This is a genomic window from Streptomyces sp. TLI_55 (assembly GCF_900206255.1).
Taxonomy (GTDB): Bacteria; Actinomycetota; Actinomycetes; order Streptomycetales; family Streptomycetaceae; genus Streptomyces; species Streptomyces aquilus.
Window position 1 is genome coordinate 3,236,247 of sequence record NZ_OAOJ01000001.1, and the last position, 26,195, is coordinate 3,262,441.

26 protein-coding genes are annotated in these 26,195 nt (G+C 72.0%); 15 read left to right on the forward strand and 11 right to left on the reverse strand.

Annotated features, from left to right (window positions below):
* Window positions 1–6 precede the first annotated feature (6 nt).
* Genes CRP56_RS14970 through CRP56_RS14980 form a run of 3 tightly spaced genes read right to left on the reverse strand, consistent with a single transcriptional unit; the run spans window position 7 to window position 2,849 of the window.
* On the reverse strand, window positions 7–930 hold the full coding sequence (locus CRP56_RS14970; protein ID WP_097264180.1) for a LysR substrate-binding domain-containing protein: 924 nt from the start codon (window positions 928–930) through the stop codon (window positions 7–9).
* Window positions 931–948: 18 nt separating this feature from the next.
* Window positions 949–1,854, reverse strand: a complete 906-nt coding sequence (locus tag CRP56_RS14975) for a DMT family transporter (protein ID WP_097264182.1) — start codon at window positions 1,852–1,854, stop codon at window positions 949–951.
* A 41-nt stretch (window positions 1,855–1,895) separates the two neighbouring features.
* Window positions 1,896–2,849 (reverse strand): EamA family transporter, encoded by a 954-nt coding sequence (locus CRP56_RS14980; protein WP_097264184.1) that lies wholly within the window; start codon window positions 2,847–2,849, stop codon window positions 1,896–1,898.
* Between the two features lie 107 nt (window positions 2,850–2,956).
* On the opposite strand from CRP56_RS14980, the gene CRP56_RS14985 reads away from it, so the two are divergent.
* The gene (locus CRP56_RS14985) at window positions 2,957–3,466 is read left to right on the forward strand and encodes a MarR family winged helix-turn-helix transcriptional regulator (protein ID WP_097264186.1); all 510 of its coding nucleotides are present in this window, start codon (window positions 2,957–2,959) and stop codon (window positions 3,464–3,466) included.
* Window positions 3,467–3,492: 26 nt separating this feature from the next.
* Here the strand turns inward: CRP56_RS14985 and CRP56_RS14990 are convergent, their stop codons facing one another.
* Complete coding sequence (locus tag CRP56_RS14990; RefSeq protein WP_097264188.1) at window positions 3,493–4,971, reverse strand: FAD-dependent monooxygenase; 1,479 nt, start codon at window positions 4,969–4,971, stop codon at window positions 3,493–3,495.
* Window positions 4,972–5,113: 142 nt separating this feature from the next.
* On the opposite strand from CRP56_RS14990, the gene CRP56_RS14995 reads away from it, so the two are divergent.
* Complete coding sequence (locus tag CRP56_RS14995; RefSeq protein ID WP_097264190.1) at window positions 5,114–5,704, forward strand: TetR/AcrR family transcriptional regulator; 591 nt, start codon at window positions 5,114–5,116, stop codon at window positions 5,702–5,704.
* A gap of 116 nt (window positions 5,705–5,820) precedes the next feature.
* Here CRP56_RS14995 and CRP56_RS15000 read toward each other — a convergent pair whose 3' ends face one another.
* From CRP56_RS15000 to CRP56_RS15010, 3 genes are all read right to left on the reverse strand, one after another.
* Window positions 5,821–6,096, reverse strand: a complete 276-nt coding sequence (locus CRP56_RS15000) for a hypothetical protein (RefSeq protein ID WP_097264192.1) — start codon at window positions 6,094–6,096, stop codon at window positions 5,821–5,823.
* 115 nt (window positions 6,097–6,211) lie between these two features.
* Complete coding sequence (malQ, locus tag CRP56_RS15005; RefSeq protein WP_097264194.1) at window positions 6,212–8,317, reverse strand: 4-alpha-glucanotransferase; 2,106 nt, start codon at window positions 8,315–8,317, stop codon at window positions 6,212–6,214.
* Window positions 8,318–8,521, reverse strand: coding sequence for a hypothetical protein (locus CRP56_RS15010; RefSeq protein WP_097264197.1), 204 nt, complete (start codon window positions 8,519–8,521; stop codon window positions 8,318–8,320). It abuts the gene before it with no gap.
* 213 nt (window positions 8,522–8,734) lie between these two features.
* On the opposite strand from CRP56_RS15010, the gene CRP56_RS15015 reads away from it, so the two are divergent.
* The 3 genes from CRP56_RS15015 to CRP56_RS15025 are packed head-to-tail and all read left to right on the forward strand — an operon-like array spanning window position 8,735 to window position 11,375.
* Window positions 8,735–9,268, forward strand: coding sequence for a PadR family transcriptional regulator (locus CRP56_RS15015; RefSeq protein ID WP_097274065.1), 534 nt, complete (start codon window positions 8,735–8,737; stop codon window positions 9,266–9,268).
* Entirely contained in the window at window positions 9,265–9,951 is a 687-nt protein-coding gene (locus tag CRP56_RS15020; protein ID WP_097264199.1) for an ABC transporter ATP-binding protein, read from the forward strand. Before CRP56_RS15015 ends, CRP56_RS15020 begins: the two co-directional genes overlap by 4 nt.
* A 53-nt stretch (window positions 9,952–10,004) precedes the next feature.
* Complete coding sequence (locus tag CRP56_RS15025; protein ID WP_097264201.1) at window positions 10,005–11,375, forward strand: FtsX-like permease family protein; 1,371 nt, start codon at window positions 10,005–10,007, stop codon at window positions 11,373–11,375.
* An 83-nt stretch (window positions 11,376–11,458) separates the two neighbouring features.
* Here the strand turns inward: CRP56_RS15025 and CRP56_RS15030 are convergent, their stop codons facing one another.
* The gene (locus CRP56_RS15030; RefSeq protein ID WP_079308460.1) at window positions 11,459–11,995 is read right to left on the reverse strand and encodes an HNH endonuclease; all 537 of its coding nucleotides are present in this window, start codon (window positions 11,993–11,995) and stop codon (window positions 11,459–11,461) included.
* A 292-nt stretch (window positions 11,996–12,287) separates the two neighbouring features.
* Between CRP56_RS15030 and CRP56_RS15035 the strand changes: the two genes are divergently transcribed.
* Window positions 12,288–13,382: a mechanosensitive ion channel family protein gene (locus CRP56_RS15035; protein ID WP_097264203.1), complete on the forward strand. Its 1,095-nt coding sequence runs from the start codon at window positions 12,288–12,290 to the stop codon at window positions 13,380–13,382.
* Between the two features lie 53 nt (window positions 13,383–13,435).
* On the opposite strand, the gene CRP56_RS15040 is transcribed toward CRP56_RS15035, so the two are convergent.
* On the reverse strand, window positions 13,436–14,023 hold the full coding sequence (locus CRP56_RS15040) for a hypothetical protein (RefSeq protein ID WP_097264205.1): 588 nt from the start codon (window positions 14,021–14,023) through the stop codon (window positions 13,436–13,438).
* Entirely contained in the window at window positions 14,020–14,634 is a 615-nt protein-coding gene (locus tag CRP56_RS15045; protein ID WP_143664909.1) for a hypothetical protein, read from the reverse strand. Before CRP56_RS15045 ends, CRP56_RS15040 begins: the two co-directional genes overlap by 4 nt.
* 301 nt (window positions 14,635–14,935) lie before the next feature.
* Here CRP56_RS15045 and CRP56_RS15050 point away from each other — a divergent pair, with 301 nt between their 5' ends.
* The 9 genes from CRP56_RS15050 (at window position 14,936) to CRP56_RS15090 (ending at window position 25,809) form a co-directional block, all read left to right on the forward strand.
* Window positions 14,936–16,129 (forward strand): ROK family transcriptional regulator, encoded by a 1,194-nt coding sequence (locus tag CRP56_RS15050; RefSeq protein ID WP_097264208.1) that lies wholly within the window; start codon window positions 14,936–14,938, stop codon window positions 16,127–16,129.
* Between the two features lie 42 nt (window positions 16,130–16,171).
* Window positions 16,172–17,503, forward strand: a complete 1,332-nt coding sequence (locus tag CRP56_RS15055; RefSeq protein ID WP_097264210.1) for an ABC transporter substrate-binding protein — start codon at window positions 16,172–16,174, stop codon at window positions 17,501–17,503.
* A gap of 2 nt (window positions 17,504–17,505) precedes the next feature.
* On the forward strand, window positions 17,506–18,447 hold the full coding sequence (locus tag CRP56_RS15060) for a carbohydrate ABC transporter permease (RefSeq protein ID WP_097264212.1): 942 nt from the start codon (window positions 17,506–17,508) through the stop codon (window positions 18,445–18,447).
* Window positions 18,448–18,450: 3 nt separating this feature from the next.
* Window positions 18,451–19,344, forward strand: coding sequence for a carbohydrate ABC transporter permease (locus CRP56_RS15065; protein WP_097264214.1), 894 nt, complete (start codon window positions 18,451–18,453; stop codon window positions 19,342–19,344).
* Window positions 19,345–19,351: 7 nt separating this feature from the next.
* A complete protein-coding gene (locus CRP56_RS15070) occupies window positions 19,352–20,617 on the forward strand; it encodes a 6-phospho-beta-glucosidase (protein ID WP_097264216.1) in 1,266 nt (421 codons plus the stop codon).
* The gene (locus CRP56_RS15075) at window positions 20,614–21,579 is read left to right on the forward strand and encodes an N-acetylglucosamine kinase (RefSeq protein WP_179851024.1); all 966 of its coding nucleotides are present in this window, start codon (window positions 20,614–20,616) and stop codon (window positions 21,577–21,579) included. Before CRP56_RS15070 ends, CRP56_RS15075 begins: the two co-directional genes overlap by 4 nt.
* 321 nt (window positions 21,580–21,900) lie before the next feature.
* A complete protein-coding gene (locus CRP56_RS15080) occupies window positions 21,901–23,316 on the forward strand; it encodes a hypothetical protein (RefSeq protein WP_097274067.1) in 1,416 nt (471 codons plus the stop codon).
* A 14-nt stretch (window positions 23,317–23,330) separates the two neighbouring features.
* Window positions 23,331–24,398, forward strand: a complete 1,068-nt coding sequence (locus CRP56_RS15085) for a glutamate ABC transporter substrate-binding protein (RefSeq protein WP_097274069.1) — start codon at window positions 23,331–23,333, stop codon at window positions 24,396–24,398.
* A gap of 76 nt (window positions 24,399–24,474) precedes the next feature.
* Window positions 24,475–25,809, forward strand: coding sequence for a hypothetical protein (locus CRP56_RS15090; protein ID WP_097264221.1), 1,335 nt, complete (start codon window positions 24,475–24,477; stop codon window positions 25,807–25,809).
* 22 nt (window positions 25,810–25,831) lie between these two features.
* On the opposite strand, the gene CRP56_RS49470 is transcribed toward CRP56_RS15090, so the two are convergent.
* Complete coding sequence (locus tag CRP56_RS49470; protein WP_441349496.1) at window positions 25,832–26,143, reverse strand: hypothetical protein; 312 nt, start codon at window positions 26,141–26,143, stop codon at window positions 25,832–25,834.
* Between the last annotated feature and the right edge of the window lie 52 nt (window positions 26,144–26,195).

The window sequence follows — 26,195 nt, forward strand, 5'->3', positions numbered from 1 at the left end:
CAGCCCTCACCCCGCCGCACCCTCAGCCCACCCCGCAGCAACCCCCTCCAACGCCCCGAGCACCCGCCCCACCACAACCCCCGCCTCACTACCCCTCCGTACCGCCGCCACCACATGCCGCACCGGCCGGTCCGCCCCCAGCTCCCGCATCACCACCCCGCCCCTCCCCACCGCAGCCATCCGCGGCACCAACGCCACCCCCATCCCCGCCTCCACCATCGCCAGGATCGCCGTCCACCCCGCCGCCGAGTGTCCCTGCCGAGGCGTGAACCCGGCCGCCTCGCACGCCCCGCGCGTGATGTCCGACCACGGCCCGCTCCCCCCGAAGATCCACGGTTCCCCGGCCAGGTCGGCCAGCCGCAGCCCCGCCACGCCCGCCAGCGCATGCCCCCGCGGCAACGCCACATCCAGCGGGTCCGCCAGCAGCTGCACCCGCGTGAACCGCCCGTCCCCCACCACCGGCGCCTGCACGGCCAGCGACAGCGCGAGGTCGACCTCCCCCGCGGCCAGCAGCTCGTACGCCTCCCCCGCCTCCGCCTCCCGCACCCGCACCCTCACCCTCACCCCGGGAGCGGATTCCCGCAGCGCCCGCACCGCGGGTACGACCAGCGCGGGCACCGCGGTCGAGAAGGCGCCGACCCGCACCTCCCCCACCTCACCCCGCAGATGCGCCGCCAACTCCGCGTCCGCCCGCTCCAGTTGCTCGAACACCGCCTCGGCATGCCGCAGCACGAGCAGCGCCGCGTCCGTGAGCCGCACCCGCCGCCCCTGCGCCTCCAGGAGCGGCACCCCCACCTGCTTCGCCAGATTGGTCAGCTGCTGCGACACCGCCGACGGAGTCATCCGCAGCACCTCGGCCGTCGCGGTCACGGTGCCCTGCTCCCGCAGCGTCCGCAGGATGCGCAGTTTCCGGATGTCCCACTCGACCATGAGGGCAACCTACGCAAGCTAGGAGGCGGCGCCCAACATCACCCCGCCGAGTATCAGCGCCATGCACAGCACCTGCACCGGCCCGACCGTCTCCCCGAGCACCGCCCAGGACAGCAGGGCCACACACACCGGCTGGAGGTAGTAGACGACCCCGGCACGGGCCGCGCCGACCAGGGCGATCGCCTTGTTCCAGGCGAAGAAGGCGACGGCGGAGGAGGCGACTCCGACGTACAGCAGCGGCAGCACCGTCGCGGTCGTCGGCGTGAACCCGCCCTGGACCGCCAGGCTCACGCCCTGCGCGGGCAGCAGCAGCCCGGCGCCGACGAGGAACGTGGTGAACAGGAAGGCCGTACCCCCGAGTTCGGCGGGCCGGCGCCGCAACAGCGCGCTGTACGCGGCGAAGCAGCAGGCCGCGCCGATCATCCACAGGTCCCCGGCCGCGAACCCGGCACCGCCCCCCATCAGCAGCAGCACTCCCACGCAGGCCACGAGCAGCCCGGCGACCCGGCGCCGCCCCGGCCATACGCCGGACGCCCGCTCGAACACCGCCATCAGCACCGGCGACGCGGCCATGATCATGCCCATCGTGGCGGCGGGGGTGGTCAACCCGGCCTGGTTCACGAGGGTGTTGTAGACGGTGACGCCGAGGAGCGAGGCGAGGACGACGTAACCGAGGTGCCGGCGGATCGCCGCCCGCTGCCGCCAGGCCTGCCGCGCCCCGAACGGGGCGACCGCCACGAGCGCGACGATCCAGCGCCAGAAGGCCTGCTGAACGGGCGGCACGCTGTCGTGCAGCGCACGGGAGGTGACGAAGCTGCCCGACCAGACGACGGTCGCGAGGGCGGCGCAAACGACCCCGAGGGCGGCGGTCTGCGCGGCCCTCGGGGTCGTACGGGTGGGGGTCCTTTCGAGGACGTCGGTCACCTGGGTCCTTCCACTGCACCTGCTGGGTGATCTCGGTGGATCTACCGTCGCAGCGCCGGACCTGTCACGTCCATCGAATCTTTTCGAGCGTTCTTTTCAGAGAAACTGAACGTTCGGATCGGGGTACCAGCGGTCGCCCCCGGGCTCCGCTGCCGGAGCTGGCCGAACACCGTCGCCCCGAACGCCAGCGCCATGCCCGCCAGCTGGACCGGCGTCAGCGCCTGTCCGAGCGCCGCCCAGCCGACGACCGCCGCGGTCAGCGGGGAGAGCGGGCCGAGGAAGGTGACCTGAGTGGCGGTGAGGCGGCCGATGCCGCGGAACCACAGCCAGTAGGCGACGGCCGTGTTGGCGAGCGCGAGGTAGAGGTAGCCGCCGATCGCCCGCCCGTCGAGCGCCGGCGGGGCACCCTCGACCAGGAAGGCGAGCGGCGCGATGAGCAGCCCGCCCGCGGTCAGCTGCCAGGCGGTGAGCGCCAGCGGGCCCACCCCCTCGGGTCGGCCCCAGCGCTTGGTCAGCACGGTGCCGGTGGACATGGAGGCGGCGGACGCCAGCGCCGCCAGCACGCCGACGGCATCGAGGGCCCCGGCCGCCTTCAGCACGACGAGACTGACGCCGAACGCCGCCACGACCCCGGTGAGCACGCTCCGGGTCGTGGGCCGCTGCCCCAGCAGCACCGCCGAGAGCCCCACCACGAACAGCGGCCCGACCGACCCGACGACCGCCGCCATCCCGCCGGGCAGCCGGTACGCCGACAGGAACAGCAGCGGGAAGAAGGCGCCGATGTTCAGCGCGCCGAGCACCGCGGCCTTCCCCCACCAGATGCCGCGCGGCAGCACGCGGGCGAGGGCGAGCAGGACCAGGCCGGCGGGCAGGGCCCGCATGAGGCCGGTGAACAGGGGGCGGTCGGCCGGGAGGAACTCCGTGGTGACGGCGTAGGTGGTGCCCCAGGAGATGGGGGCGAGGGCGGTGAGCAGGACGGTCGCGGCGCGGTTCACGACGACACCCTTCTGAAGGTCGCTTGGTGGTAATTAGCTTAGCACTAAGCTACTTACTGTCAACCCACTTTCTTGCGGGCAACCGGAACCGGGCGGATACTCTCCGCATGAGTGCACCGCGCAAGGACCCCGTCGACGCGATCGTCGACCAGTGGGCGGCCGTACGGCCCGACCTCGACACCAAGGCGATGGAGGTCTTCGGACGGATCTTCCGCCTCTCCCGCGCCATGGGCGACCGCATGGAACGGGCGTACGCCCCCCACGGGCTCGCCCGCGGCGAGTTCGATGTCCTGGCCACCCTGCGCCGGTCCGGCGAGCCCTACACCCTCTCCCCGCGCCAGCTCTCCGGCACGCTGATGCTCACCACCGGCGGCATGACCGGCCGCCTCGACAAGCTGGAACGCGCGGGCCTGATCCGCCGCTCCCCCGACCCCCACGACCGCCGCGGCCTCCAAGTGACCCTGACGGAGAAGGGGTTGACCACGGTCGACGAGGCGGTCGGCGCCGGCCTGGCCGCCGAGACGACGGCCCTGTCCACCCTGAACGCCGAACAGGCCGACCAATTGGCCGACCTGCTGCGCGAGTTGCTCGCGGGCACGGAGGGGACGGGCAGCTAGGACCGGTCAGCTGCCGAGGTGAGCAGTCAGCTCCCGAGGTGGGCGGCGAGCGCCGCCTCGACCCGGGCGGGGTCCGCCGCGTCCGCCCCGTCCGCCGCCCAGGCCACGTATCCGTCGGGCCGTACCAGCACGGTCGTACGGCGGTCGCTCGTCCAGTGGGCCACCGTCAGCCGGTCCTTGCGGGCGCCCTGGTCGTCGTACGCCTCCGAGTCGGCCGCCGGGGCGATCAGTACGAACCGGCCGCCGCGCAGGGCCTCGTAGAGGCGGCCGCCCGTCAGGGCGACGTCGGGGACGCGGGTGCCGGTGAGGCGGTGGGCGCCGCGGGGGGCGGGGTAGCGGTAGCCGATGCCGGAGACCTGGCCCAGCGCCTTGCGCTGCACCGGCCGGGCCACGTTGACGAAGGCCGACGCCAGGCCCCGCACGGCACGCAGCGCCGGGTTCTGCGCGCGGGCCAGCCGGACCAGCCCGCCGCTGCTGCGCAGCACCGCCTTGCCCACCGGGTGCCGCTCGGCCTCGTAGGTGTCGAGGAGCCCCTCGGGGGCCCGGCCCTGGACGGCCGCGGCCAGCTTCCAGCCGAGGTTGGCCGCGTCCTGGAGGCCGGTGTTCATGCCCTGGCCGCCGGCCGGGGAGTGCACGTGCGCGGCGTCCCCGGCGAGGAAGACCCGGCCGACCCGGTACCGAGGCGCCTGGCGCTCGTCGCTGTGGAAGCGGGAGAGCCAGCGGGCGTCGTGCATGCCGTAGTCGGTGCCCAGGGCGCGGCGCGTGACCTCCTTGATCTCGTCCAGGTCGAGCGGGGCGTCGTCGGGCACCTCGTGCCGGCGGTTCCAGCCCATCACCCGGTACCAGCCGTCGCCGAAGGAGGCGATCATCGCGAAGGCGTCGTCCGCCCCGTTGACGGTGAGCACGCCCTCGGGCTGCTCGGCGAGCCGGACGTCGGCGAGGAACAGGGACTTGATGACGGCGACGCCGGGGAAGTCCACGCCGATCGCGCGGCGCACGGCGCTGCGGTGGCCGTCGGTGCCGACGACATAGTCCGCGCGGAGCGTGGCGGTCGCCCCGTCCGGGCCGCGCACGTCGAGGTCGACCCCGGCGTCGTCCTGCCGCAGCCCGACGACCTCGCTCTCGTACCGGAACTCCACCCCAGCCTCCCGCGCCCGCCGCTCCAGCAGCCGCTCGACCTCGTACTGCGGGGTGATGAGCAGGAACGGGAAGCGGGACTCCAGCGTCCCGAGGTCGAGCGAGAGCCGCCGGAAGAGCCGCAGGCCGGTGATGGTGTCGCCGGTGGCCAGCAGGTCGTCGGCGAGGCCGCGGGCGTCGAGCTGCTCCAGGGTGCGGGCGTGGACGCCGAAGGCCCGGGAGAGGTTGCTGATCTGGTGCGGGCGCTTCTCGACGAGGGTGACCGGGACGCCGGCGCCGGCGAGGTCACCGGCGAGGAGCAGGCCGGTGGGGCCGGAGCCGACGACGATCACGGGGTGTGTGGTGCTGTCGGTGCCGGTGCCGTTCATGGTGGCCTCCTGTTGCCAACGTGCGTTTGCCAACGTGCGTTTGCCAACGGTTGTTTGCCAACGCTCGCTGACGAGAGTAGGGCTGGGCACGCCGGGAAGTCAACAGTTGTTGGCAAACAGATGTTGGCCTACGCTCGTAGGCATGACCGCCACGCCCGCACCCCCCAACCCCCGCCCTCGCCCCCGTCGCTCCGAGGCGACCCGTGACGCGATCCTCGTCGCGGCCCGGGAGCGGTTCGCCACCGACGGGTACGAGAAGGCCACCATCCGCGCGATCGCCAAGGACGCGAGCATCGACCCGTCGATGGTGATGCGCTACTACGGCAACAAGGAGGGCCTGTTCGCGGCGGCCGTCGCCGTCGACCTGAAGCTGCCGGACGTCGGCGGACTCTCCCCGCGGGACGTCGGCGCGGTCCTGGTGCGGCACTTCCTCGACATGTGGGAGGACGACGAGGTCCTCACCGCCCTGCTCCGGGTCGGCGCGACGAATCAGGCCGGGGCCGAGCGCATGCAGGGCATCTTCCGGGACCAGTTGCTGCCGGTGGCCCGGCAGGTGTGCCCCGACCCCGAGCAGATCCCGGTGCGGGCCGCGCTCACGGCGTCGCAGCTGCTCGGGCTGGCGCTGACCCGGTACGTGCTGCGGATTCCGCCGGCGGTGGCGCTGCACCCCGAGGAGATCGTGGCGTGGCTGGGCCCGACGGTGCAGCGGTATCTCACGGCGCCGAACCCGTAGCAGCACCGCCCCGCGAACACACCGAGGGCGCCGACCTCACCCCGTACGGCGGACGCGCGTACGCGGGACGGGGCCGGCGCCCTCGTGAAACCTGTGTTGACCTGGGTGAACCCCGGTCAGGCGTTGGCCTTGGCCTTCGCCTTGCTCTTGGGCACGCTCACCCGGTGGTCCGCGTGCGACTTGTCCAGGACCAGCACCAGGCCCGCGATGACCCCGAAGATCACGAGCGGGGCCGCGACGAAGAGTCCCAGCGTCTCGATGACGCTCAGGCCGGACCCGGGGTCGTCACCGTCGTCCCGGGTGAGCGCGAGCGCGGGAGACGTCATGAGCAGCATCATCAGCGTCGTACCGGCAGCCAGAGCACCGGCGCGCAGGGCGTTCTTCTTGTCCACGGTGCCAAAGTATCGAACGCGGGTTGAGCCCGCGCGCCCGGGGGTGCGTATGGGCTGTCGGCAAGCGCGACGCCCCGACCTCAACCCCCACCCAGCCGCACCCAGCAACACCCGCTCACCCCTCCCCCGCAGCCCCTTCCGCTCCCCTCTCCCGCAACACCTCCACCAACGCGTACACCCGAGGCTCCCCCGCCAACTCCTCCAACGTCACCGCCCTCCCCTCGGCGTCCGCGATGGGCAACCGCCAGTTCGGATACTGATCCCACGTCCCCGGCAGGTTCTGCGGCCGCCGGTCCCCCACCGCGTCCGGCAACCAGACCCCCACCAGTCGCGCCGGCGTACGCAGCAGGAACCGGTGCACGGCCTGCACCTCCGCCTCCTCCGTCGACGTCCCGCGCCCACCCCCCGCACCGTGCAGCAGCCCCAGCCGCGCCAGCACCTCCAGCCACTCCCCGGTGTCGGCGGCGGCCTCGGCCCGTTCCTCCGCCAGCCCGCGCGTCAACAGCCCCAGCCGGTGCCGGAGTTCGACGTGTTCACCGGTGAGCCGCGCGGCGGTGGACGGCAGGTCGTGGGTGGTGGCGGTGGCGAGACAGTCGGCGCGCCAGCGTTCCGGCGGCAGGGGCCGGCCGTCCCCCTCCCAGTCCCGCTCGAACCACAGCACCGACGTCCCGAGCACCCCCCGCTCACGCAGCGTCTCGCGCACCCCGGGCTCCACGGTCCCCAGGTCCTCGCCGATGACCATCGCCCCGGCGCGCGAGGCCTCCAGCACCAGGATCGCGAGCATGGCCTCGGCGTCGTAGCGGACGTAGGTGCCCTCGGTCGGCGGCAGGCCCTGCGGGACCCACCACAGCCGGAACAGCCCCATCACATGGTCGATGCGCAGCGCGCCGGCATAGCGGAACAGGGCGCGCAGCAGGCGGCGGTACGGCGCGTAGCCGGACTCGGCGAGGCGGTCGGGGCGCCAGGGCGGCAGCCCCCAGTCCTGGCCGCGCGCGTTGAAGGCGTCCGGCGGGGCGCCGACCGACATCCCGGCGGCGAAGTACTCCTGCTGCGCCCAGGTGTCGGCGCCCTGCGGGTGCACGCCGACCGCGAGGTCGTGGACGACGCCGACGCCCATCCCGGCGTCGCGGGCCGCGCGCTGGGCGGCGGCGAGTTGGGCGTCGGTGAGCCAGGCGAGCCAGGACCAGAAGTCGACGCGGTCCATCAACTCGGCGCGGGCGCGGGCGGTTTCGGCGGACCGGGGGTCACGCAGCGGGGCCGGCCAGCGGCTCCAGTCCGAGCCGTGCACCTCCGCGAGCGCGCACCAGGTGGCGTGGTCCTCCAGCGCCTCGCCCTCCTGGGCGAGGAAGTCGGCGTAGGCGGCGCGCCGGCCGGGCCCGAGGGGGACTTCATGGACGAGTTCGAGCGCCTCGCGCTTGAGCTCCCACACGGCGTCCCGGTCGATCAACGCCCCTTTCTCCAGGACCGATTCACGCAAGAGCGCGGCTCGCTCGGAGAGCGCGCGGACGCGGTCGCGGTCGGTGACGTACGGGTATTCGTCGATGTCCTCGACGCGCAGGTGCACCGGGTCGGGGAAGCGGCGGGAGGAGGGACGGTACGGCGAGGGGTCGGTGGGGTCGCCGGGCACGGCCGCGTGCAACGGGTTGACCTGCACGAATCCGGCGCCGAGCGCGCGTCCGGCCCAGGCGGTGAGTTCGCCGAGGTCGCCGAGGTCACCCATGCCCCAGGAGCGGCGGGAGAGCAGGGAGTAGAGCTGGACGAGCAGTCCGTACGAGCGTCCGGTGGGGGTGGGGAGCCGGGCGGGGGCGACGACCAGATGGGCCTCGGCGACCCGGCCGTCCGGTGCGGTGGCGGTCAACGAGTGCACTCCGGGCGGGAGTTGGTCGACCGCGGAGCGGGTCTCGCCCTGCTCGGTGGTGATGTGCAGCCGGGTGCCGGCGGGGAGGGCGTCGAGGGCGGCGGACGGGGTGTCGCTCCAGGACACGACCGTCGGCGGCAGCAGCCGGGCGCGCAGCTCGCGCTCGCGGGCGGCCAGGGCCGCCGCGGGGTCGGAGGTGTCGACGCCGAGGGCGGTGAGGGTGCGGGTGACGGCGGCGGCCGAGGCGTCGACGGTGCGGTCCGGGGCGGGGCGGTAGGAGGTGGCGACGCCGTGCAGCCCGGCAAGCCGGGAGAGGTCCTCGGACGGGGGCTCGAAATCGGCCGGGGGCTCGGCAGCGGTCATCTACAGCTCCGCATCGGCATCGGACTCGCTGGTCAACGGGGCGGCGTCGGCCAGCGGCGGCTCGCTGGTGAGGGGCTCGGCGTCGGGCAGGGGCGGTTCGCTGGTGAGCGGGGTCTCGGCGCGGGCGCCCTCGGCGCTGAAGACACAGTCGTGCGCGCCGAGGAACGCCTCGGGTTTGGAGAGGGGGTGTGCCGGTGCGGCCACGGGGGCCTCCTTGTGGGGAGTGTCCTGTACGACGTGCGGATACCGCAGCCCTACCCAGCGGAAGCGACGACAGACGTGCGGAAGCGAACAACGCGGCTCTCGTCACATTCTGTCCGTTCCGAAGGGCCCCGCAAGATCGCCGACCCCCTATTTCACTCAGTGCACGTCCCTCACTATTCACTCAGTACATGTATCGAGTGCATAATGGTCGCCATGAGCACCCGCCACATCCTGCTGGGACTGCTCGCCTCGGGGCCGAGCCATGGCTACGACCTGAAGCGGCGCCACGACGAACGTTTCCCGCAGGCCCGCCCGCTGGCCTACGGGCAGGTCTACACGACCCTGCAGCGCCTGGTCCGCGACGGTCTCGCCGAGGTCGACGCCACCGAGTCCGACGGCGGCCCGGAGCGTACGACGTACCGTGCGACGGCCGACGGGGACCGTGAACTCGCCCAGTGGGCCGCGGAGATCGCCCCGCCGGCGCCCTTCGTCACCAACGAGATCTTCGCCAAGGTCGTCGTCTCGATCCTCTCCGGCGGCGACCCGGAGGCCTATCTGCGTGCCCAACGCGCCGCCCACATGGCCCGGATGCGGGAGCTCACGCAGGTCAAGACCGCCAAGGGCGCCGATCTCGCGACCGTCCTCTCGGCGGACTACGCCCTCAACCACCTTGACGCCGACCTCCGTTGGATGACCACGACGGCGGCCCGGCTGACCACTCTGACCGCGGAGGTCGACACAGCATGAGCACCACAGTGCCGCTCCTGGCGGCGCGTGACCTCGTGAAGGCACACGGCCCGACCGAGGCCCTGCGCGGCGCCTCCCTGGAACTGCGGGCCGGCGAGATCCTGGCCGTGACCGGCGCCAGCGGCAGCGGGAAGTCGACGCTGCTGCACTGCCTCGCGGGCATCGTCCGCCCGGACGAGGGCACGGTGAGCTACGCCGGGGAGCAGCTCCACACCCTGCCGGAGAAGCGGCTGAGCGAGCTGCGGCGCACGGACTTCGGGGTGGTGTTCCAGTTCGGGCAGCTGATCCCGGAGCTGACGGCGCTCGACAACGTGGCCCTGCCGCTGATGCTGGCGGGCGCGGCCCGCAAGGACGCCCAGGTCCGGGCCCAGGAGTGGCTGGAGCGGTTCGGCGTGCTGGGGCAGGGAGCGCTGCGGCCCGGCGAGATGAGCGGCGGCCAGGCCCAGCGGACCGCGCTGGCCCGGGCCCTGGTCACCGACCCGAAGGTGGTCTTCGCGGACGAGCCCACGGGCGCGCTGGACTCCCTGGCGAGCGAACAGGTCCTGACGGCCCTGACCCACGCGGCCGCCGAACAGGGCACCGCGGTCCTGCTGATCACCCATGACGCCCAGGTCGCGGCCTACGCGGACCGCGAGGTCGCGCTCAGCGACGGGACCGTGGTCCCACAGGAGGTGGCCGCGTGACGACCTCGACGAAACGGAGCGCCGATCTGCGCCGTCCCGCAGGAGGTGGCGGCGTGACGACCTGGACGCGGCTGAGCGCCGATCTGCGCCTCGCCTGGCTGCTCACCCGGGGCTCGGACCGCCGGGAGGGGTGGCGGGTCCTGCTCATCGCCGTCGGGGCGGCACTGGCGACCGGCCTTGGGCTGGTGATCGCCGCGCTCGTGACGCTGGAGGGGCAGCTCACCGTGCCGGTCGGCGGCGGGCTGCTCGACCAGCCCGGTACCCGGGCCGGTGTGATCGCCGCGCTCCTGCTGCTGTTCCTACCGGTGCTCGGGTTCGTCGGCCAGTGCGCCCGCATCGGCGCCGTGCACCGCGACCGGCGGCTGGCCGCGCTGCGGCTCGCGGGGGCCACCCCCGCACAGACGCGGCGGATCGCCGCGCTGGAGTCGGGGCTGGCCTGTCTGGTCGCGGCGGCGGTGACCACGGTGTTCGGCGTGCCGGCCCTGCTCCGGATCTGGCGGCACCCCGACCCGGCGGCCTGGGCGGGCATCGCGGTGGTGGCGGTCGGGGTGCCGGTGCTGGGCGCGGCGGTGAGCGCGCTGGCGCTGCGCCGGCTGATCGCCTCGCCCCTGGGCTGGGTACGGCGGGCGCGGCCGGCCCGGGGTCCCGGACGGCTGTTCCGGGCGGCGACCGCGCTGCTCGTGCTCCTCGCGGTGTACGTGGCGGCCGCTCCGGTGTTCGGCAACCCGCTCCGGTTCACGCTGGGCCCGCTCACGATCTTCGCGATGTGTCTGCTGGTCGGCGCGGTGGCGGTGTGGCTGACCGGCGCCTCGGCCCGGCAACTCGGCGAGGGCCTGGCCGCCCGCGCCAAGAGCCCGGCGGTGCTGCTCGCGGCGGAACGGCTGCGCGACGACCCGTGGGCGGCGGCCCGTACCCATGCCGCGGTGCTGCTGGTGACGGTCGTCGGCTCGGGGTTCATGGGTATTCGGCAGGTGATGCTGTCGCTCCTGCACGAGCGGGGGGCGCACTACTCGGAGCCGGTCGGCTACTACGAGAACGGCCTGAACCTCACGGGCCTCGCCGTCCTCGTCGGCCTCGCCCTGGTGCTCACCGCGCTCGCCGTCGGCACCGCCGAGTCCGTCGCCACCCGGCGCCGGGGCCTGGCCGCGCAGACGGCGAGCGGAGTGCCGTACGCGGTGCTGGCGAAGGCCACCCTGCTGGAGACCGCGATCCCGCTGGCCCCCGCGACCGTGGTGGCCGGGCTCGGCGGGATGACGATCGGGGCCTGGTACACCTCGGCCGTCTCGGAGCACGGGGCGCCGGAGGTGCCGTACCTGGCGCTGCTGGTCCCGGTGGCCGTGTACGCGGCGAGCCTGCTGGCCGCCGCCACCTCGCTGCCGCTGCTGCGCCGCTCAGTGCGCCCCGCCGAACTCCGGTACACGTGAGGCGGCCATGACCGTCGTCCCGGGGGCACGGAGGACCCCCGGGACGGCACACCCACGGGACAACACGAAGGCCCGGATCGTCGTCAGGCGGAGATGCCGTCGATCCGGGCCAGGGCGTCGTCCGCGCCGTACGGCTGCAAGTACGGCAGCCAGCGCGGATCCCTGTGCCCGGTCCCGATGATGCGCCAGGCCAGGCCGGTGGGCGGAGCGGGTTTGTGGCGCAGCCGCCAGCCGATCTCGAACAGGTGTCGGTCGGCCTTCACGTGGTTGCAGCGGCGGCACGAGGCCACCACGTTGTCCCACACGTGCTTGCCCCCGCGGCTGCGCGGGATGACGTGGTCGACGCTGGTTGCGACGCCACCGCAGTACATGCACCGGCCGCCGTCCCGCGCGAAGAGCGCGCGACGGGTAAGAGGAACGGGCCCCCGATAGGGAACCCGGACGAATCGCTTGAGCCGGACCACGCTTGGTGCGGGGACTGTGACGGTTGCGCTGTGCATGAAGGCGCCGGACTCCTCGAGGCACACGGCCTTGTTTTCGAGAACGAGGATGAGCGCGCGGCGAAGCGGTACGACGCCCAGTGGCTCGTACGACGCGTTGAGGACCAGGACATGCGGCACGGATGCCTCCTTGGGCGTCGGCGGCGCGTGGCTTGCGCCGGGACGATCTGTAGTCAGTCTCCCCTCATGCCTGGTGGAAGCGCCACCATCTCCCGGTAACGGGCTGGGAGTGTTTTCGACCACACCTGCGACCACTGCTTTCTTCATCCCCAGGTGAGCACGGTCTCTCCCTCGAACATCGCAACGATCCCCACACGATGCACCGTTAGTGTGGTGGGTCTGCCGCCCGGTGACCTTTCCGTGACCTTGACCATCCGCCGGGCGGCGGACGCAGCACCTGGAGGTACCTGCCGTGTCCTTGCCCGCCGTCCTACTGGCCGCGACCGCGACCCCGTCGCCCTCTCCGTCGGAGAGCGGGGTCGCGACCGTCCCCTCGCTCCAGGACGCCCAGGAGAGCGCGACGAACGCCGCGAGCTGGGTCGAGCAGAACTGGTCGACCTGGCTGGCGATCGGGCTGCGCGTGCTGCTGATCCTGGTGATAGCGGCGGTGCTGAGAGTCGCGGTGCGGCGGGCGATCACCAAGCTGATAGACCGGATGAACCGCACGGTCCAGGCGGTCGACGGCACGGCGCTCGGCGGCCTGCTGGTGAACGTGGAGCGCCGCCGCCAGCGCTCCCAGGCGATCGGCTCGGTGCTGCGCTCGGTGGCCAGCTTCCTGATCATGGGCACGGCCGCGCTGATGATCCTCGCCACCTTCGAGATCAACCTCGCCCCGCTGCTGGCCTCCGCCGGTGTCGCGGGCGTCGCGATCGGTTTCGGCGCCCGCAACCTGGTCACGGACTTCCTCTCCGGCGTCTTCATGATCCTTGAGGACCAGTACGGCGTCGGCGACACCATCGACGCGGGCGTGGCCGCCGGCGAGGTCATCGAGGTCGGCCTGCGCGTGACGAAGCTGCGCGGCGACAACGGCGAGATCTGGTACGTCCGCAACGGCGAGGTCAAGCGCATCGGCAACCTCTCCCAGGGCTGGGCCACGGCCGGCGTCGACGTCACCCTGCGCGCGTCCGAGGACCTGGACAAGGTGAAGGCGACGATCGACGAGGTCGCCGAGCGGATGAGCAAGGAGGAGCCCTGGAACGAGCTCCTGTGGGGCCCGATCGAGGTGCTGGGTCTCGACAGCCTCCTGCTCGACTCGATGGTCGTGCGCGTCTCCGCGAAGACGATGCCGGGCAAGGCCCTGACGGTGGAACGCGAACTGCGCTGGCGCCTCAAGCACGCCTTCGACGCGGCGGACATCGACATCGTCGGCGGCCCGGCCGTGGCGGCGGACCCCGAGCCGGCCCCCGACCCGACGGCGGCCGTGGCGGCCCCCTCGGTCTACTCCAACACGTCGTCCCCCCAGGCCGAGGCGGCCACCCCGCTGGCCCCACCGAGCGTGCCGAAGTAGCAGCCGGTACGAGGAGGGCGGCACCCGGTGTGACCCCGGGTGCCGCCCTTCCGTCATCCCGCGGCCGTTCCCCTCAGCTCCAGCTCCCGCGCCACCTGGCACATCGCGACGTACGACGTGCCCTTGCGCAGGCCGGCCACGCCGAGGTGGCGCTCGCCTTCGCGGAGGTCGACGCGGACCGTTCCGGCGGCCGCGTCGAAGGACAGGGAGCCGTGCACCGAGTCGTCCGCGCGGCGGCCCGGGCGCCACAGGAAGCGGACCTCCTCCTGGCCCTTGTCGGCGATCTCCGGCCCCTTCCCGGCGATGAGGAAGGCCCGGTCGGAGGAGGTCAGCCGGTCGCGTATGCGCTGTTGCCAGCCGTCGGAGAGGTCCGCCGAGCGCAGCAGGTGCGACTGCCGCTCGTCCAGGACGTGCGCGGAGAACGCGAGCCCGGCCGTCCGCGACCGGCGCCGGAGCCACGCCCACACCAGCACCGCCCAGAGCAGGCTGAGGGTGCCCCAGGTGAGCAGCGCGGTCACCAGCTCCCGCCCCAGGTTGCTCCAGGTGAACCCGTCGTCGACGAGGCCGACCAGCAACTGGACGACCATCAGCGGCGACTGGATGTCCACGGCCGCCCGCCAGCACGCCAGGAGCAGCTTCATGAGCCGTCTCCGCAGGCCAGGGTGTACGCCTCGGTGACCCACCGCTCCTTGTTGCCGTGCTCGGCGGGGTCCCTGCCGCACCGCAGCGAGGCGCCGCTGTTGCCGTACCAGGTGCTGACGCTGCCGTACACGGGCGTCGCAGTGCCGCAGTCCGCCGTGAAGGTCGCCTCGACGGCCCGCACACCCCAGGCGGACACGAAACGACCCGAGCTGCCCAGGAAATCGGCGACGTCGGGGCGTTCCACGGTCGCGGACGACCGGCCGGGCCGGGCCACCTCGAACGCGTCCCCGAGGCGCTTGTCGAGGGACGCCAGGACCCGCTCGGCCGACGGCCCGGGGCCGCTCGTCTCGACCCGCGGCACCAACTCCCGAACCCGGAGCGGCGACAGCCGCACCTCCCCGGAGTCCTTGCCCACCGTGACGACCCGGGACACCGCGACGAGGGTCCGTTCCTCGCTCACCCGACCCCATCGGATCGCGCCGGTACAAACGGACGCCGCCGGCTTGGTCACCTGGGCCGCCGCCCTCGTGTCGTCCCCGCCGACCCGGCACCCGGACACACCGCCCGCCACCGCGCACGCCAGCACCACCACCGGCACGGCACGTCGCACCGAATTCCTCACACCCCACCCCCACCGCGCCCCGAACCCACGTTCGCAGCCGATCGATGAAAAGCCGGAAAGCTGTGAAGAAGCACGCCCCGACCTGCGAAAAGGCGTGATCGTGATGAACTCGTTGCGCCGTCGGTACCGGACTTGCAGGTAACGACTCCGTTTCCCCCGAGGGCGGTTTCCCCCACCCCCTTGACTCCCCCACGGCCCGGACCTATGTTCCCTGCATCCAATAGGAAACCTTCCTAACAGTCATCATCCGTAGAGTCTGCTGCGGAACACTCCCGGGAGAGGGGCACACATGGCCGGCACCCCGCGCACACTCCGCGCCATGAACGACCGTGCCGCCCTCGACCTCCTCCTGGAGCACGGGCAGCTGTCCCGCACCCGCATCGGCAAGCTCACCGGCCTGTCCAAGCCGACCGCCTCCCAGCTCCTGGCCCGCCTCGAAGCGGCGGGCCTGGTCCTCGCCGGCGGCACCACCGAAGGCCGCCCCGGCCCCAACGCCCAGTTGTACGAGGTGAATCCGGCCGCCGGGTACGCCGCCGGCCTCGACGTCACCCCCGAACGCATCCTCGCCGCCGTCGCCGACATCACCGGCCGCACGATCGGCTCGTACGAACTGCCCACCCCGGGCCGGAGGACCGGCACCCCGGTCGTCCAGCAGGTCACCGAAGCCCTCGACGGCGCCGTGAAGGCGGCCGGACTGATCCGCGCCGACGTCCACCGTCTCGTCATCGGCACCCCGGGCGCCTTCGACCCGGGCACCGGCCGGCTGCGCTACGCCTCCCACCTCCCCGGCTGGCACTCCCCGGCCCTCCTCGACGAACTCGCCGCCGCGCTGCCGATGCCGGTGGAGTACGAGAACGACGTCAACCTCGTCGCCGTGGCCGAACAGCGGCTCGGCGCGGCCCGTGGCCACGACGACTTCGTCCTGCTGTGGAACGAGGGCGGCCTCGGCGCGGCCCTCGTCCTCGGCGGCCGGCTGCACCGCGGCTGGACCGGCGGCGCGGGCGAGGTCGGTTTCCTGCCGGTGCCGGGCACCCCGCTGGTGCGGCAGGTCACCAAGGCCAACAGCGGCGGCTACCAGGAGCTGGCCGGCTCCCAGGCCGTCCCCCGGCTCGCCCGCGAACTCGGCATCGACGACATCCCGAGCGGCCCCTACGCCGAGGTCGCCGCCGCCCTCGTCGCCCGCGCCGCACACTCCGAAGACCCCGCCCACCAACAGCTGTTGGAGACGTACGCGACCCGCCTCGCCACCGGTCTGGCCTCGCTCGTCTCCGTCCTCGACCCGGAACTCGTCGTCCTGAGCGGCGCTTCCCTCACCGCCGGCGGCGAGCGGCTCCGCGCCCTCGTCCAGTCCGAACTGGCGGAGCTGGCCGCGGCCCGCCCCCACCTCGTCGTCGGCGACGTACGCGAACAGCCCGTGCTGCGCGGCGCGTTGGAGAGCGCGCTGGCAGCCACCCGCGACGAGGTCTTCGACACCTCGCGCTGAGCCCTTCCCTCATCCCCTTCCCCGCCCCCGGGAGACTTCACCATGCCCAACCGTGCCCGAATAACGGCTTTTGCCCTGCTGTCCTCCGTCGCCCTTCTCACCACGGCCTGTACCGGCCAGGCCGGCTCCGGCGCCGACGACGACGCCTCCGCCGAGACCACCATCAACTTCTGGCACGCCTGGAGCGCGGACTCCGAGGTGCAGGCCGTGAAGACGCTGGTCGCCGGTTTCGAGAAGGCGCACCCCAACATCCACGTCAACGTCGTCGGCAACATGACCGACGACAAGATCAACCAGGCGCTGCGCGCGGGCGGTTCCAAGGCGCCCGACGTGATCTCGTCCTTCACCACCAACGCCGTCGGCAGGTTCTGCTCCTCCGGCGCCCTGGTCGACCTCAACCCCTTCTTCGAGAAGGCGAAGATCGACCCGGACAAGACGTTCCCGGCGGCGATGAACCAGTACACCCAGTTCGACGGCGACCGCTGCTCGGTCCCGCTCCTCGGTGACGCCTACGGCCTCTACTACAACAAGACGGCCTTCGAGAAGGCGGGCATCAGCTCACCGCCCAAGACCTGGTCCGAATTCGAGGCCGACGCCAAGAAGTTGACGATCCCCCAGGGCGACGGCTTCAAGCAGCTCGGCTTCATGCCGAACTACCACGGCTGGGAGACCACGACCGAGCACTACCTGGGCCAGTTCTCGCCCACGTACTTCGACAAGGACGGCAAGTCGACGATCGCGAAGGACCCGGCCGTCGCCGCCGCCTTCACCGTCCAGAAGAAGCTGGTCGACGCCCTCGGCGGCTACCGCAAGCTGGAGACCTACCGGGCCAAGCTCGGCGACGAATGGGGCCCCAAGCACCCCTTCCACACCGGTCAGGTCGCCATGCAGCTCGACGGCGAATGGCGCCTGGGCATGGCCCTGGACGCCAAGCCCGGCTTCGACATCGGCGTGGCCCCGCTGCCCGTCCCCGACGACCAGGCCGACCAGTACGGCAAGGGCTACATCACCGGCACCATCGCCGGTATCGCCGCCACCAGCAAGAAGCAGAACGCGGCCTGGGAGCTGGTCAAGTACATCACCACGGACACGGACGCGGTGGTGAACTTCTCCAACGCCATCCACAACGTGCCCTCCACGCTCGCCGCCCTGAAGTCCCCGAAGCTGAAGTACGACCCGCGCTTCAAGACCTTCCTCGACATCGCGGCGAACCCGGACTCGACGACCGCCCCGTCCTCGGTCAACGGCGGCGTGTACCTCACCACGGTCCAGGAACTCGGCTACGCCTACGAGAGCGGCAAGGTCACCGACCTCCACAAGGGCCTCGCGGACGCGGCGAAGCAGATCGACACGGACATCGCGCAGGCGAAGTAGCGATGAGCACCCTCACCCTGGCGTCGAAGCGCCGCAGGTCGGCGCTGCGCACCCTCGCCTTCATGTCCCCCTGGCTGATCGGCTTCGCGGTCTTCTTCGCGTACCCGCTGATCTCGACGGTCTACTTCTCGTTCATGCACTACGACGGCTTCAAGCCGCCGACGTGGAGCGGCACCCAGAACTGGACGTACGTCTTCCAGCACTACCCGTTCTTCTGGCCGGCCCTGCGCAACACCCTGTGGCTGGTCGTGGTGATGGTCAGTCTCCGGGTCGTGTTCGGCCTCGGGATCGGCCTGCTCATCACCAAGATCAAGACGGGTACGGGTGTCTTCCGCACCCTCTTCTACCTGCCCTACCTGGCTCCGCCGGTGGCGGCGACGATGGCCTTCGCCTTCCTGCTCAACCCCGGTACGGGCCCGGTCAACTCGATCCTGGAGAAGGTCGGCGTCCCGGCGCCGGGCTGGTTCAACGACCCCGCCTGGTCCAAGCCGGCGCTCACCCTGCTCGCCCTGTGGGGCATCGGCGACCTGATGGTCATCTTCATGGCCGCGCTGCTCGACGTACCCCAGGAGCAGTACGAGGCTGCCGAGTTGGACGGGGCCGCCGCCTGGCAGCGGTTCCGGTACGTCACGCTCCCGAACATCTCGCCGATCGTGATGTTCGCGGTCGTCACCGGCGTGATCCAGACGATGCAGTACTACACCCAACCCCTGATCGCCGGGAAAGTCGCCTCGGGCGTGATCCAGGGCGCCGGCACCCAGTTCGAGCCCGGCTACCCGGACAAGTCCACGCTCACCCTCCCCCAGCTCGTCTACAACCTCGGCTTCCAGCGCTTCGACTACGGCTCGGCCTGTGTGGTGGCCCTGGTGCTCTTCGCCCTCTCGATGGCCTTCACCGCGTTCCTGATGCGGCGCCGGGGCGGCCTGATCCAGGCAGGTGACTGACCGATGACCCAAGTACTGGACAGGCCCGCCCAGTTGAAGGCGCCCGCCTCCCCCGCCGAGCGCACGGCCCGCCGCAAGGCGCTCCTGGAATGGATCGCGGTCCACTCCCTCGGCCTCGCCGCGGCCCTCTTCTTCACCCTCCCCTTCGTGTTCGTGTTCCTGACCTCGCTCATGAGCGACACCCAGGCCCTCAGCCGGGACCTGATCCCGCACACCTGGGAGTGGGGCAACTACCGCAGGGTCTTCGACACCCCGGGCTTCCTGACCTGGTGGCGCAACACGCTCCTGTACGCGGGCGCGGGCACGGCCCTCACCGTCGTCTCCTCGCTCCCCGTGGCGTACGCGCTCGCCAAGTTCCGCTTCCGGGGCCGCAACCTCTCGCTGATGCTGGTGATCTCGATGATGATGCTGCCGCCACAGGTCGTCATCATCCCGATGTACCTGTTCTGGGCGAAGCAGCTGGACCTCTCCGGCACGCTGTGGCCGCTGATCATCCCGATGGCGTTCGGCGACGCGTTCTCGATCTTCCTGCTCCGCCAGTTCCTGATGACGATCCCGAACGAGTACGTGGACGCGGCGAAGGTGGACGGCTGCGGCGACCTGCGCACCCTCCTCCGGGTCGTCGTCCCCATGGCGAAGCCAGGGATAGCGGCCGTGGCCCTCTTCCAGTTCTTCTACGCCTGGAACGACTACTTCGGCCCCCAGATCTACGCCTCGGAGAACCAGAACGCCTGGACCCTCAGCTACGGCCTGGAGTCCTTCAAGGGCATGCACCACACCGACTGGAACCTGACCATGGCCGCGACCGTGCTGGTCATGGCCCCCGTGATCCTCGTGTTCTTCTTCGCGCAGAAGGCGTTCGTCGAGGGTGTCACGCTCACCGGAGTGAAGGGTTAGTCCGGCTATGAAACTCACCGTGGTAGGCGGCGGTTCGACCTACACCCCCGAACTCATCGACGGCTTCGCCCGCTTGCGGGACACCCTGCCCATCGAGGACCTCGTCCTGGTCGACCCCTCGACCGAACGCCTCGACCTGGTGGGCGGATTGGCCCGCCGCATCTTCGCCAAGCAGCACCACGACGGCCGTATCACCACCACCTCCGACCTGGACGCGGCCGTGGACGGCGCCGACGCGGTCCTGCTCCAGCTCCGCGTGGGCGGCCAGGCGGCCCGCGAACAGGACGAGACCTGGCCCCTGGAGTGCGGCTGCGTGGGCCAGGAAACGACCGGCGCCGGCGGCCTGGCCAAGGCCCTCCGCACGGTCCCCGTGGTACTCGACATCGCGGAGCGGGTCCGCCGCACCAACCCCGACGCCTGGCTGATCGACTTCACCAACCCGGTCGGCATCGTCACCCGGGCCCTCCTCCAGGCGGGCCACAAGGCGGTGGGCCTGTGCAACGTGGCGATCGGCTTCCAGCGCAAGTTCGCGGCCCTGCTCGACGTCGCCCCCTCCGAGATCCACCTGGACCACGTGGGCCTCAACCACCTCACCTGGGAGACAGCCGTACGTCTGGGCGGCCCCGAGGGCCGGAACGTCCTCCCCGACCTCCTGACCCGCCACGGCGAGGCGATAGCGGCGGATCTCCACCTCCCCCACGCCCTCCTCACCCACCTGAACGCGATCCCCTCCTACTACCTCCGCTACTTCTACGCCCATGACGAGGTCGTACGAGAACTACGCACCAAGCCCTCCCGGGCGGCCGAAGTAGCCGCAATGGAGGCCCAGTTGCTGAAGCTCTACGCCGACCCCGCCCTGGACGAGAAGCCGGAGCTCCTCGCCAAGCGCGGCGGCGCGTACTACTCGGAGGCGGCGGTGGACCTGGCCGCGGCCCTGCTCACCGGCGCGGGAAGCCCGTACCAGGTGGTGAACACCCGCAACAACGGCACGCTCCCCTTCCTCCCCGACGACGCGGTGATCGAGGTCCAGGCGGCGGTGGGCCAGAAGGGCCCCGCCCCCCTCCCCGTCCCACCCCTGGACCCCCTCCACGCGGGCCTGATCGCCAACGTGACGGCGTACGAGCACCTGGCGCTGGAAGCGGCCCTGCACGGCGGCCGGAACCGCGTCCTCAAGGCCCTGCTCGCCCACCCCCTGATCGGCCAGTACGAGTACGCCGACCACCTCACCGACCGACTGATCGCACACAACCGGGAGCATCTCGCGTGGGCATGACCGCACGTGTCCTCGCCATCGACGCGGGCAACAGCAAGACGGACGTCGCCGTCCTGGCCCCCGACGGAACGGTCCTGGCCACGGCAAGAGGAGGCGGCTTCCGCCCCCACACGACGGGCGTCGAGGCGGCACTGGACACCGTGTCCGAAGCAGTGACCGAAGCCTTCACCAAGTCCGGGGCGACCGCCGCCGACCACATCTCGGCGTGCCTGGCGAACGCGGACTTCCCATTCGAGGAGGAGCAACTGGCCGAAGCCCTGCGGGCCCGCGCCTGGGGCACCACCGTCACGGTCCGCAACGACACCTTCGCCATCCTCCGCGCCGGCGCCACCGAACCCCGCGGCGTGGCCGTGGTCTGCGGTGCCGGCATCAACTGCGTCGGCATGCGCCCCGACGGCCGCACCGCCCGCTTCCCGGCACTGGGCCGCATCTCCGGCGACTGGGGCGGCGGTTGGGGCCTGGCGGAGGAGGCCCTGTGGCACGCGGCGAGGGCGGAGGACGGCAGAGGCGAGCCCACAACGCTCGCCCGCACCCTGCCCGCCCACTTCGGCCTCCCGTCGATGTACGCCCTGATAGAGGCCCTGCACCGAGAACACATAGCCCCCGCCCGCCGCCACGAACTCACCCCGGTCCTCTTCGCCACGGCGGCCGACGGCGACCCCACCGCCCGCGCCCTGGTGGACCGTCTGGCGGAAGAGGTGGTGGCGATGGCCACGGTGGCCCTGACCCGCCTGGACCTCCTGGCGGAGGAGACCCCGGTCCTCCTGGGCGGTGGCGTACTGGCGGCACGCCACCCCCAACTGGACACAGCGATACGCACCTTGCTCACCGCACACGCCCCCAAGGCGGTACCCCAGGTGGTCACGGCAAGCCCGGTACTGGGAGCAGCACTGCTGGGCCTGGACGACGTAGGTGCACCCAAGACGGCCCAGGCCCGCACCCGGGACCACTACGAGCGCTGACGCGGGCGCACCCCCGGCGCAGCCCCGACCCACCCCCCACCGCCCCCGCGAACGCGAACCCCCACCGAACACCCGAATCGGGAATCGGGAACCGAACAGATTCCCCCCGCGTGTGAGGGGGCAGGGGGTGGTGCGGGCCGCTGCGTGGTGCCGGAATTCCGGCATACACACTGCGATCCGATCAAGATCCAGTGAAGGCCGGTGCGCATTGTCGGTCCCGGCAGCGATACTTGCTGCGACAGATGACCATGGGGGAGGTCAACAGTGACACACCCGCCGAAAAGCAGCGCGGCACCACCACCGAACCTCGGCATGCCCACGATGCCGGCCGTACCACCGCAACCAGGACCCCAGGCGCAGGGCAACGGCTCCCCCACCCAGGCCGCCGCCCCCACCCCACACGAACCCCGCCGCACCGCGTTCGCCGAGGGCCTCGACCGCCTGCGTCACGCGGCCACCACCGAACCCGGCCGCCTCCGCATCATCGGCGCCTTCCTCGCCGCCCTGGTCATCGCGTTCGGCGCCGTCACGGCCTGGCAGACGGCCGACCGCGCGGCCGCCGCCGACGACGTCCTCAACAAGAGCCAGCCGCTCAGCAGCGCCGCCGCCGACATCTACCGCAGCCTCGCCGACGCCAACACGGCGGCCTCCAGCGGCTTCCTCGCCGGCGGCCAGGAGACGGCGACCTCGCGCGACCGCTACGAGAAGGACATCGACAAGGCGGCCACCGGCCTGGTGAAGGCCGCCGCGAACTCGGACCCCGACTCCCCGGCCGCGGCCACGGTCACGAAGCTCAACCGTCTGCTGCCGGAGTACAAGGGCCTGGTCGAGCGCGCCCGCACCTACAACCGCCAGGGCTTCCCCGTCGGCGGTGCGTACCTGCGCTACGCCAACGAGAAGATGCAGAACGACATGCTCCCGGCGGCGGAGGACCTGTACACCAGTGAGAACGAACGCCTGCGCGCCGACTACGACGACGCGACGCCCTACCCGTGGGCGGCGATAGCCCTCGGTGTCCTGGTCCTCGCCGCGCTCGCCTGGGCCCAGCACCGCAACTACCGGCGCACCAACCGGGTCCTGAACCACGGCCTGGTGGCGGCAACCGCCACCGCGACCGTCGTCCTGCTGTGGCTCGTCGTCGGCCACACCGTCGCGCGCGCGGGCCTGAACGACTCCTACGACCACGGCGTCCGCTCCCTCAACGTCCTGCACGACGCCCGCATCGCCTCCCTGAAGGCGCGCGGCAACGAGAACCTCACGCTGGTCGCCCGCGGCGCCGAGACGGTGACGGTGAAGGACGCGAACGGCGTGGAGCAGACGCTGGACGCTTACGACAGCGACTTCCAGAAGGACATGAAGACCCTCGGCGCGGGCCTGGCCGAAGCGGCGAAGCTCGCCGACGACAACTCCGGCGAGAAGCCGGTCACCGAGGCCCAGGGCAACATGAAGGAGTGGCAGAACCGCCACAAGGCGGCCCGCGACGAGGACGACAACGGCAACTACGAGGCGGCGCTGAACCGGGTCATCGGCCCGCAGAACGCGACGGGCGAGTGCTTCGACAGCGTCGACGCCAATCTCGCCAAGGCGATCGCGCACGAGGAGACCGAGTTCGAGCAGTCGGCCGGCGACGGCCTGGACGCGATGACGGGCCTGACCGTGGGCGCGGCGGTGCTCGCCGTCCTGGGCGCGGCCGGCGCGGTGCTGGGCATCGGCCGCAGGCTGTCGGAGTACCGGTGAGAGGGGGCGTGACGATGAACGTACGACGTCTGCGGGCCGGGCTGAAGGGCTGGGGCGGTGTGGCCGCGATGGCGGTGGTCTGCGCCCTCGCGCTCGCGTTCGTGCTGTTGCTGCCGCTGACGCAGTCGAAGGGCGCCGACCGCACGGCGACCGGCGGCCCCGGTGTGGCCCACGGCAGCCAGGCGCGCGCCGAGGACGACCCCTGCCAGGATCCGCAGATCGCGAAGGCGCCGGAGAAGCAGACGCTGGCCCCGTCGGGCGCGGACGGCGACACCATCAAGAAGATCAAGGCCCGCGTGGGCGACAAGCGCAAGCTGATCGTCGGCGTGGACCAGAACAGCTACCGCTGGGGCTACCGCAACCCCAACGCCGGCACCAGCGGTGAGCTGGAGGGCTTCGACATCGACTTGGTGCACCGGATCGCCGCCGAGATCCTCGGCGACCCGAACGCGGTGCTGTTCAAGGCGATCCCCACCAACCAGCGCATCCCGGCGCTCCAGGAGGGCCGGGTCGACATGGTGGTGCGCACGATGACCATCAACTGCAAGCGCCTGGGACAGGTCGCGTTCTCCGCCCCGTACTTCAAGACCGGCCAGCAGGTCCTCGCCCCCAAGTCCTCGCCGATCAAGGGGTACGACGACACGCTCGCCGGCAAGAGGATCTGCACGGCGGAGGGTTCGACGGCGAACACCACGCTGACGGACGACCAGAAGGCGGGCCGGATCCCCGCCACGGCGAAGATCGTCGAGCCGGTGCCGAACCAGCTGGACTGCCTGGTGCGCCTCCAACTCGGCGAAGTGGACGCGGTGGTGACGGACGGCGCCCTCGCCGCGAGCCAGGCGGCCCAGGACCCGACGGTCCAGCTGAAGGGCGAGCCGTTCACGACCGAGTACTACGGCGTGGCGATGAACCTGAAGGCGGACGATCTGGTACGCCGGGTCAACCAGATCCTGGCGGACTACCGCAAGGACACCGCGAACGGCTGGCAGGCGTCGTACGACAAGTGGCTGTCGGCGACACTGGCCAAGGACTCCGCGAAGTCGAAGCCGCCGGCACCGGCGGAGTACCTCCGCACGGACTGAGACGGACCCGCACGGGCATCGAACGGCACAGCACACCACCCCCAACTATCGGACCAGCAGCAGCGAGAGGTGATCGATGGGCGTCACGGGACCCCCCGGGCCGGTGATGGACCGGGACGAGGTGGACCGTGCGCTGGCGCGGCTCGGCGCGGAGTACGAGGCGATCGAGACCTCGCTCCTCGCCCTGCAGGACCACTCCGGCCGCAGGCTCCTGGAGGGCGCCGAGCTCACGGGTGTCACCAAGGAGCGCTGGGCCGCCGCGGAGGCGTCGATCACGCTGCTGTGGGCGTACTTCGACGCGTACACGGACGCGTTGCGCGGCGCCCGGGAGATCAGGTCGCGGCGCCGCTGGTCCAGCCGTGAGGACCTGGTGGAGCTGACGGAGCTGCTGCGCGGCGAGTCGGTGACGGTCGCGGGCAGCGCCACGGCGACGGCCAACGCCCCGACCCTGCACGGCGGTTCGGGCAAGCTCAGCGAGCGGTTCAGCCTGGCCACGCTGGTCGACCGGATGAACGAGCTGTACGCGACCTCGCTCGACATGGTCGTCGCCGCCGACGCGGTGTGGTCGGCGCTGCCCGCGCGGATAGATTTACTGGCCGCCGAACTCCAGCGCACCCGCAAGCTCGCGCACTCGGTGGGCGTCCGCCCGGGCGAGCACCCGGCGGGCGACGACCTGGAGCGCATCACGCGCACGCTGACGCAGCTGCGCGAGCAGGTGGTCTCCGACCCGCTCGCCTACTGGAACCCCACCCCGGGCAGCTCGGCCCCGGGCGGCGGCCGTCCGGACACGACGGTGTACGACCGCGAGGCGCGCGCCCTGGAGGACGTGCGCCGGGAGATCGACGCGGTGCTGACGGTGCGTCAGGACGCGGAGCAGCGGCTGATCAGGCTCCGTGACGTGCTCTCCCGCGCGGACCGTACGCTCGCCGAGGCGCGCACCGCGCGCGGCGAGGTGCTGGCGAAGATCGCGGCCACGGAGGTGCCGGTCGTCAGCGGTCCGCCGACCGTGCTGCAGGAGCAGCTGGCGACGGCCGCCGAGTACCGCAGACACGCGCAGTGGCATCGCCTGTCCCCGCTCCTGGAGTCGCTGGAGCAGAAGGCGGAGGACGAACTGCTGCGCGCCCGCGAGTCGTTGACCGCGGTCACCCAGCCACTGGCGGTCCGCGCGGAGCTGCGCGGCCGCCTCGACGCGTACAAGGCGAAGGTCGCCCGGCACGGCCTCGCCGAGGACCCGTTCCTGATCGAGCGCTACGACGCGGCGCGCCGGATGCTCTGGAGCGCGCCCTGCGATCTGCGCGTCGCCGAACAGGCCGTGCTGCGCTACCAGCACGCGGCCGCCGAGCTGCTGCGCGCCCCGCGCGTGCCGGAGCAGAGCGGGCCAGAGGACCGTAGGGGGGAGGACCGGGCATGAGTCAGGCGGCACAGCAGACCTGTCAGCGGCCGGACTGCGACGGGACGTACGAGGACGTCGGCGGCGGTGAGCTGTACTGCGACACCTGCGGTCTCGCGCCGGTGGTGTCGGCGAGCGGGATGGTGGGTTCCCCGCCGACCGGCATCACGGGCGGCGGCAAGGGCTCGCGCGGTTCCGGCAGCGGCAGTGCGCGATCCGGCAGCAGCCGCAGCACCTCGCGCAGCACGTCCCAGTCGTCGAAGTCCCGGCGCTCGGTGTCGGGCCGCCTGTCACGCTCCTTGTCGGGCCGTACGACGGGCCGCTCGGTGTCGGTGCGCAGTTCGGGTTCCGGCACCGGGTCGAGCTCCCGCGGCCGGCTGGGCGCCGGGCTGGTGCAGGTGCCGGAC

Bases quoted from the DNA above. Each gene is read 5' to 3' on its own strand.
- CRP56_RS15080 (WP_097274067.1), top strand. From the start codon at position 21,901: ATGCCGGCCGTACCACCGCAACCAGGACCCCAGGCGCAGGGCAACGGC.
- CRP56_RS15085 (WP_097274069.1), top strand. From the start codon at position 23,331: ATGAACGTACGACGTCTGCGGGCCGGGCTGAAGGGCTGGGGCGGTGTG.
- CRP56_RS15050 (WP_097264208.1), top strand. From the start codon at position 14,936: ATGGCCGGCACCCCGCGCACACTCCGCGCCATGAACGACCGTGCCGCC.
- CRP56_RS14995 (WP_097264190.1), top strand. From the start codon at position 5,114: ATGACCGCCACGCCCGCACCCCCCAACCCCCGCCCTCGCCCCCGTCGC.
- CRP56_RS15070 (WP_097264216.1), top strand. From the start codon at position 19,352: ATGAAACTCACCGTGGTAGGCGGCGGTTCGACCTACACCCCCGAACTC.
- CRP56_RS15060 (WP_097264212.1), top strand. From the start codon at position 17,506: ATGAGCACCCTCACCCTGGCGTCGAAGCGCCGCAGGTCGGCGCTGCGC.
- CRP56_RS15075 (WP_179851024.1), top strand. From the start codon at position 20,614: ATGACCGCACGTGTCCTCGCCATCGACGCGGGCAACAGCAAGACGGAC.
- CRP56_RS14970 (WP_097264180.1), bottom strand. From the start codon at position 930: ATGGTCGAGTGGGACATCCGGAAACTGCGCATCCTGCGGACGCTGCGG.
- CRP56_RS15090 (WP_097264221.1), top strand. From the start codon at position 24,475: ATGGGCGTCACGGGACCCCCCGGGCCGGTGATGGACCGGGACGAGGTG.
- CRP56_RS15040 (WP_097264205.1), bottom strand. From the start codon at position 14,023: ATGAAGCTGCTCCTGGCGTGCTGGCGGGCGGCCGTGGACATCCAGTCG.
- CRP56_RS14985 (WP_097264186.1), top strand. From the start codon at position 2,957: ATGAGTGCACCGCGCAAGGACCCCGTCGACGCGATCGTCGACCAGTGG.
- CRP56_RS14990 (WP_097264188.1), bottom strand. From the start codon at position 4,971: ATGAACGGCACCGGCACCGACAGCACCACACACCCCGTGATCGTCGTC.
- CRP56_RS15065 (WP_097264214.1), top strand. From the start codon at position 18,451: ATGACCCAAGTACTGGACAGGCCCGCCCAGTTGAAGGCGCCCGCCTCC.
- CRP56_RS15055 (WP_097264210.1), top strand. From the start codon at position 16,172: ATGCCCAACCGTGCCCGAATAACGGCTTTTGCCCTGCTGTCCTCCGTC.
- malQ (WP_097264194.1), bottom strand. From the start codon at position 8,317: ATGACCGCTGCCGAGCCCCCGGCCGATTTCGAGCCCCCGTCCGAGGAC.
- CRP56_RS15020 (WP_097264199.1), top strand. From the start codon at position 9,265: ATGAGCACCACAGTGCCGCTCCTGGCGGCGCGTGACCTCGTGAAGGCA.
- CRP56_RS15015 (WP_097274065.1), top strand. From the start codon at position 8,735: ATGAGCACCCGCCACATCCTGCTGGGACTGCTCGCCTCGGGGCCGAGC.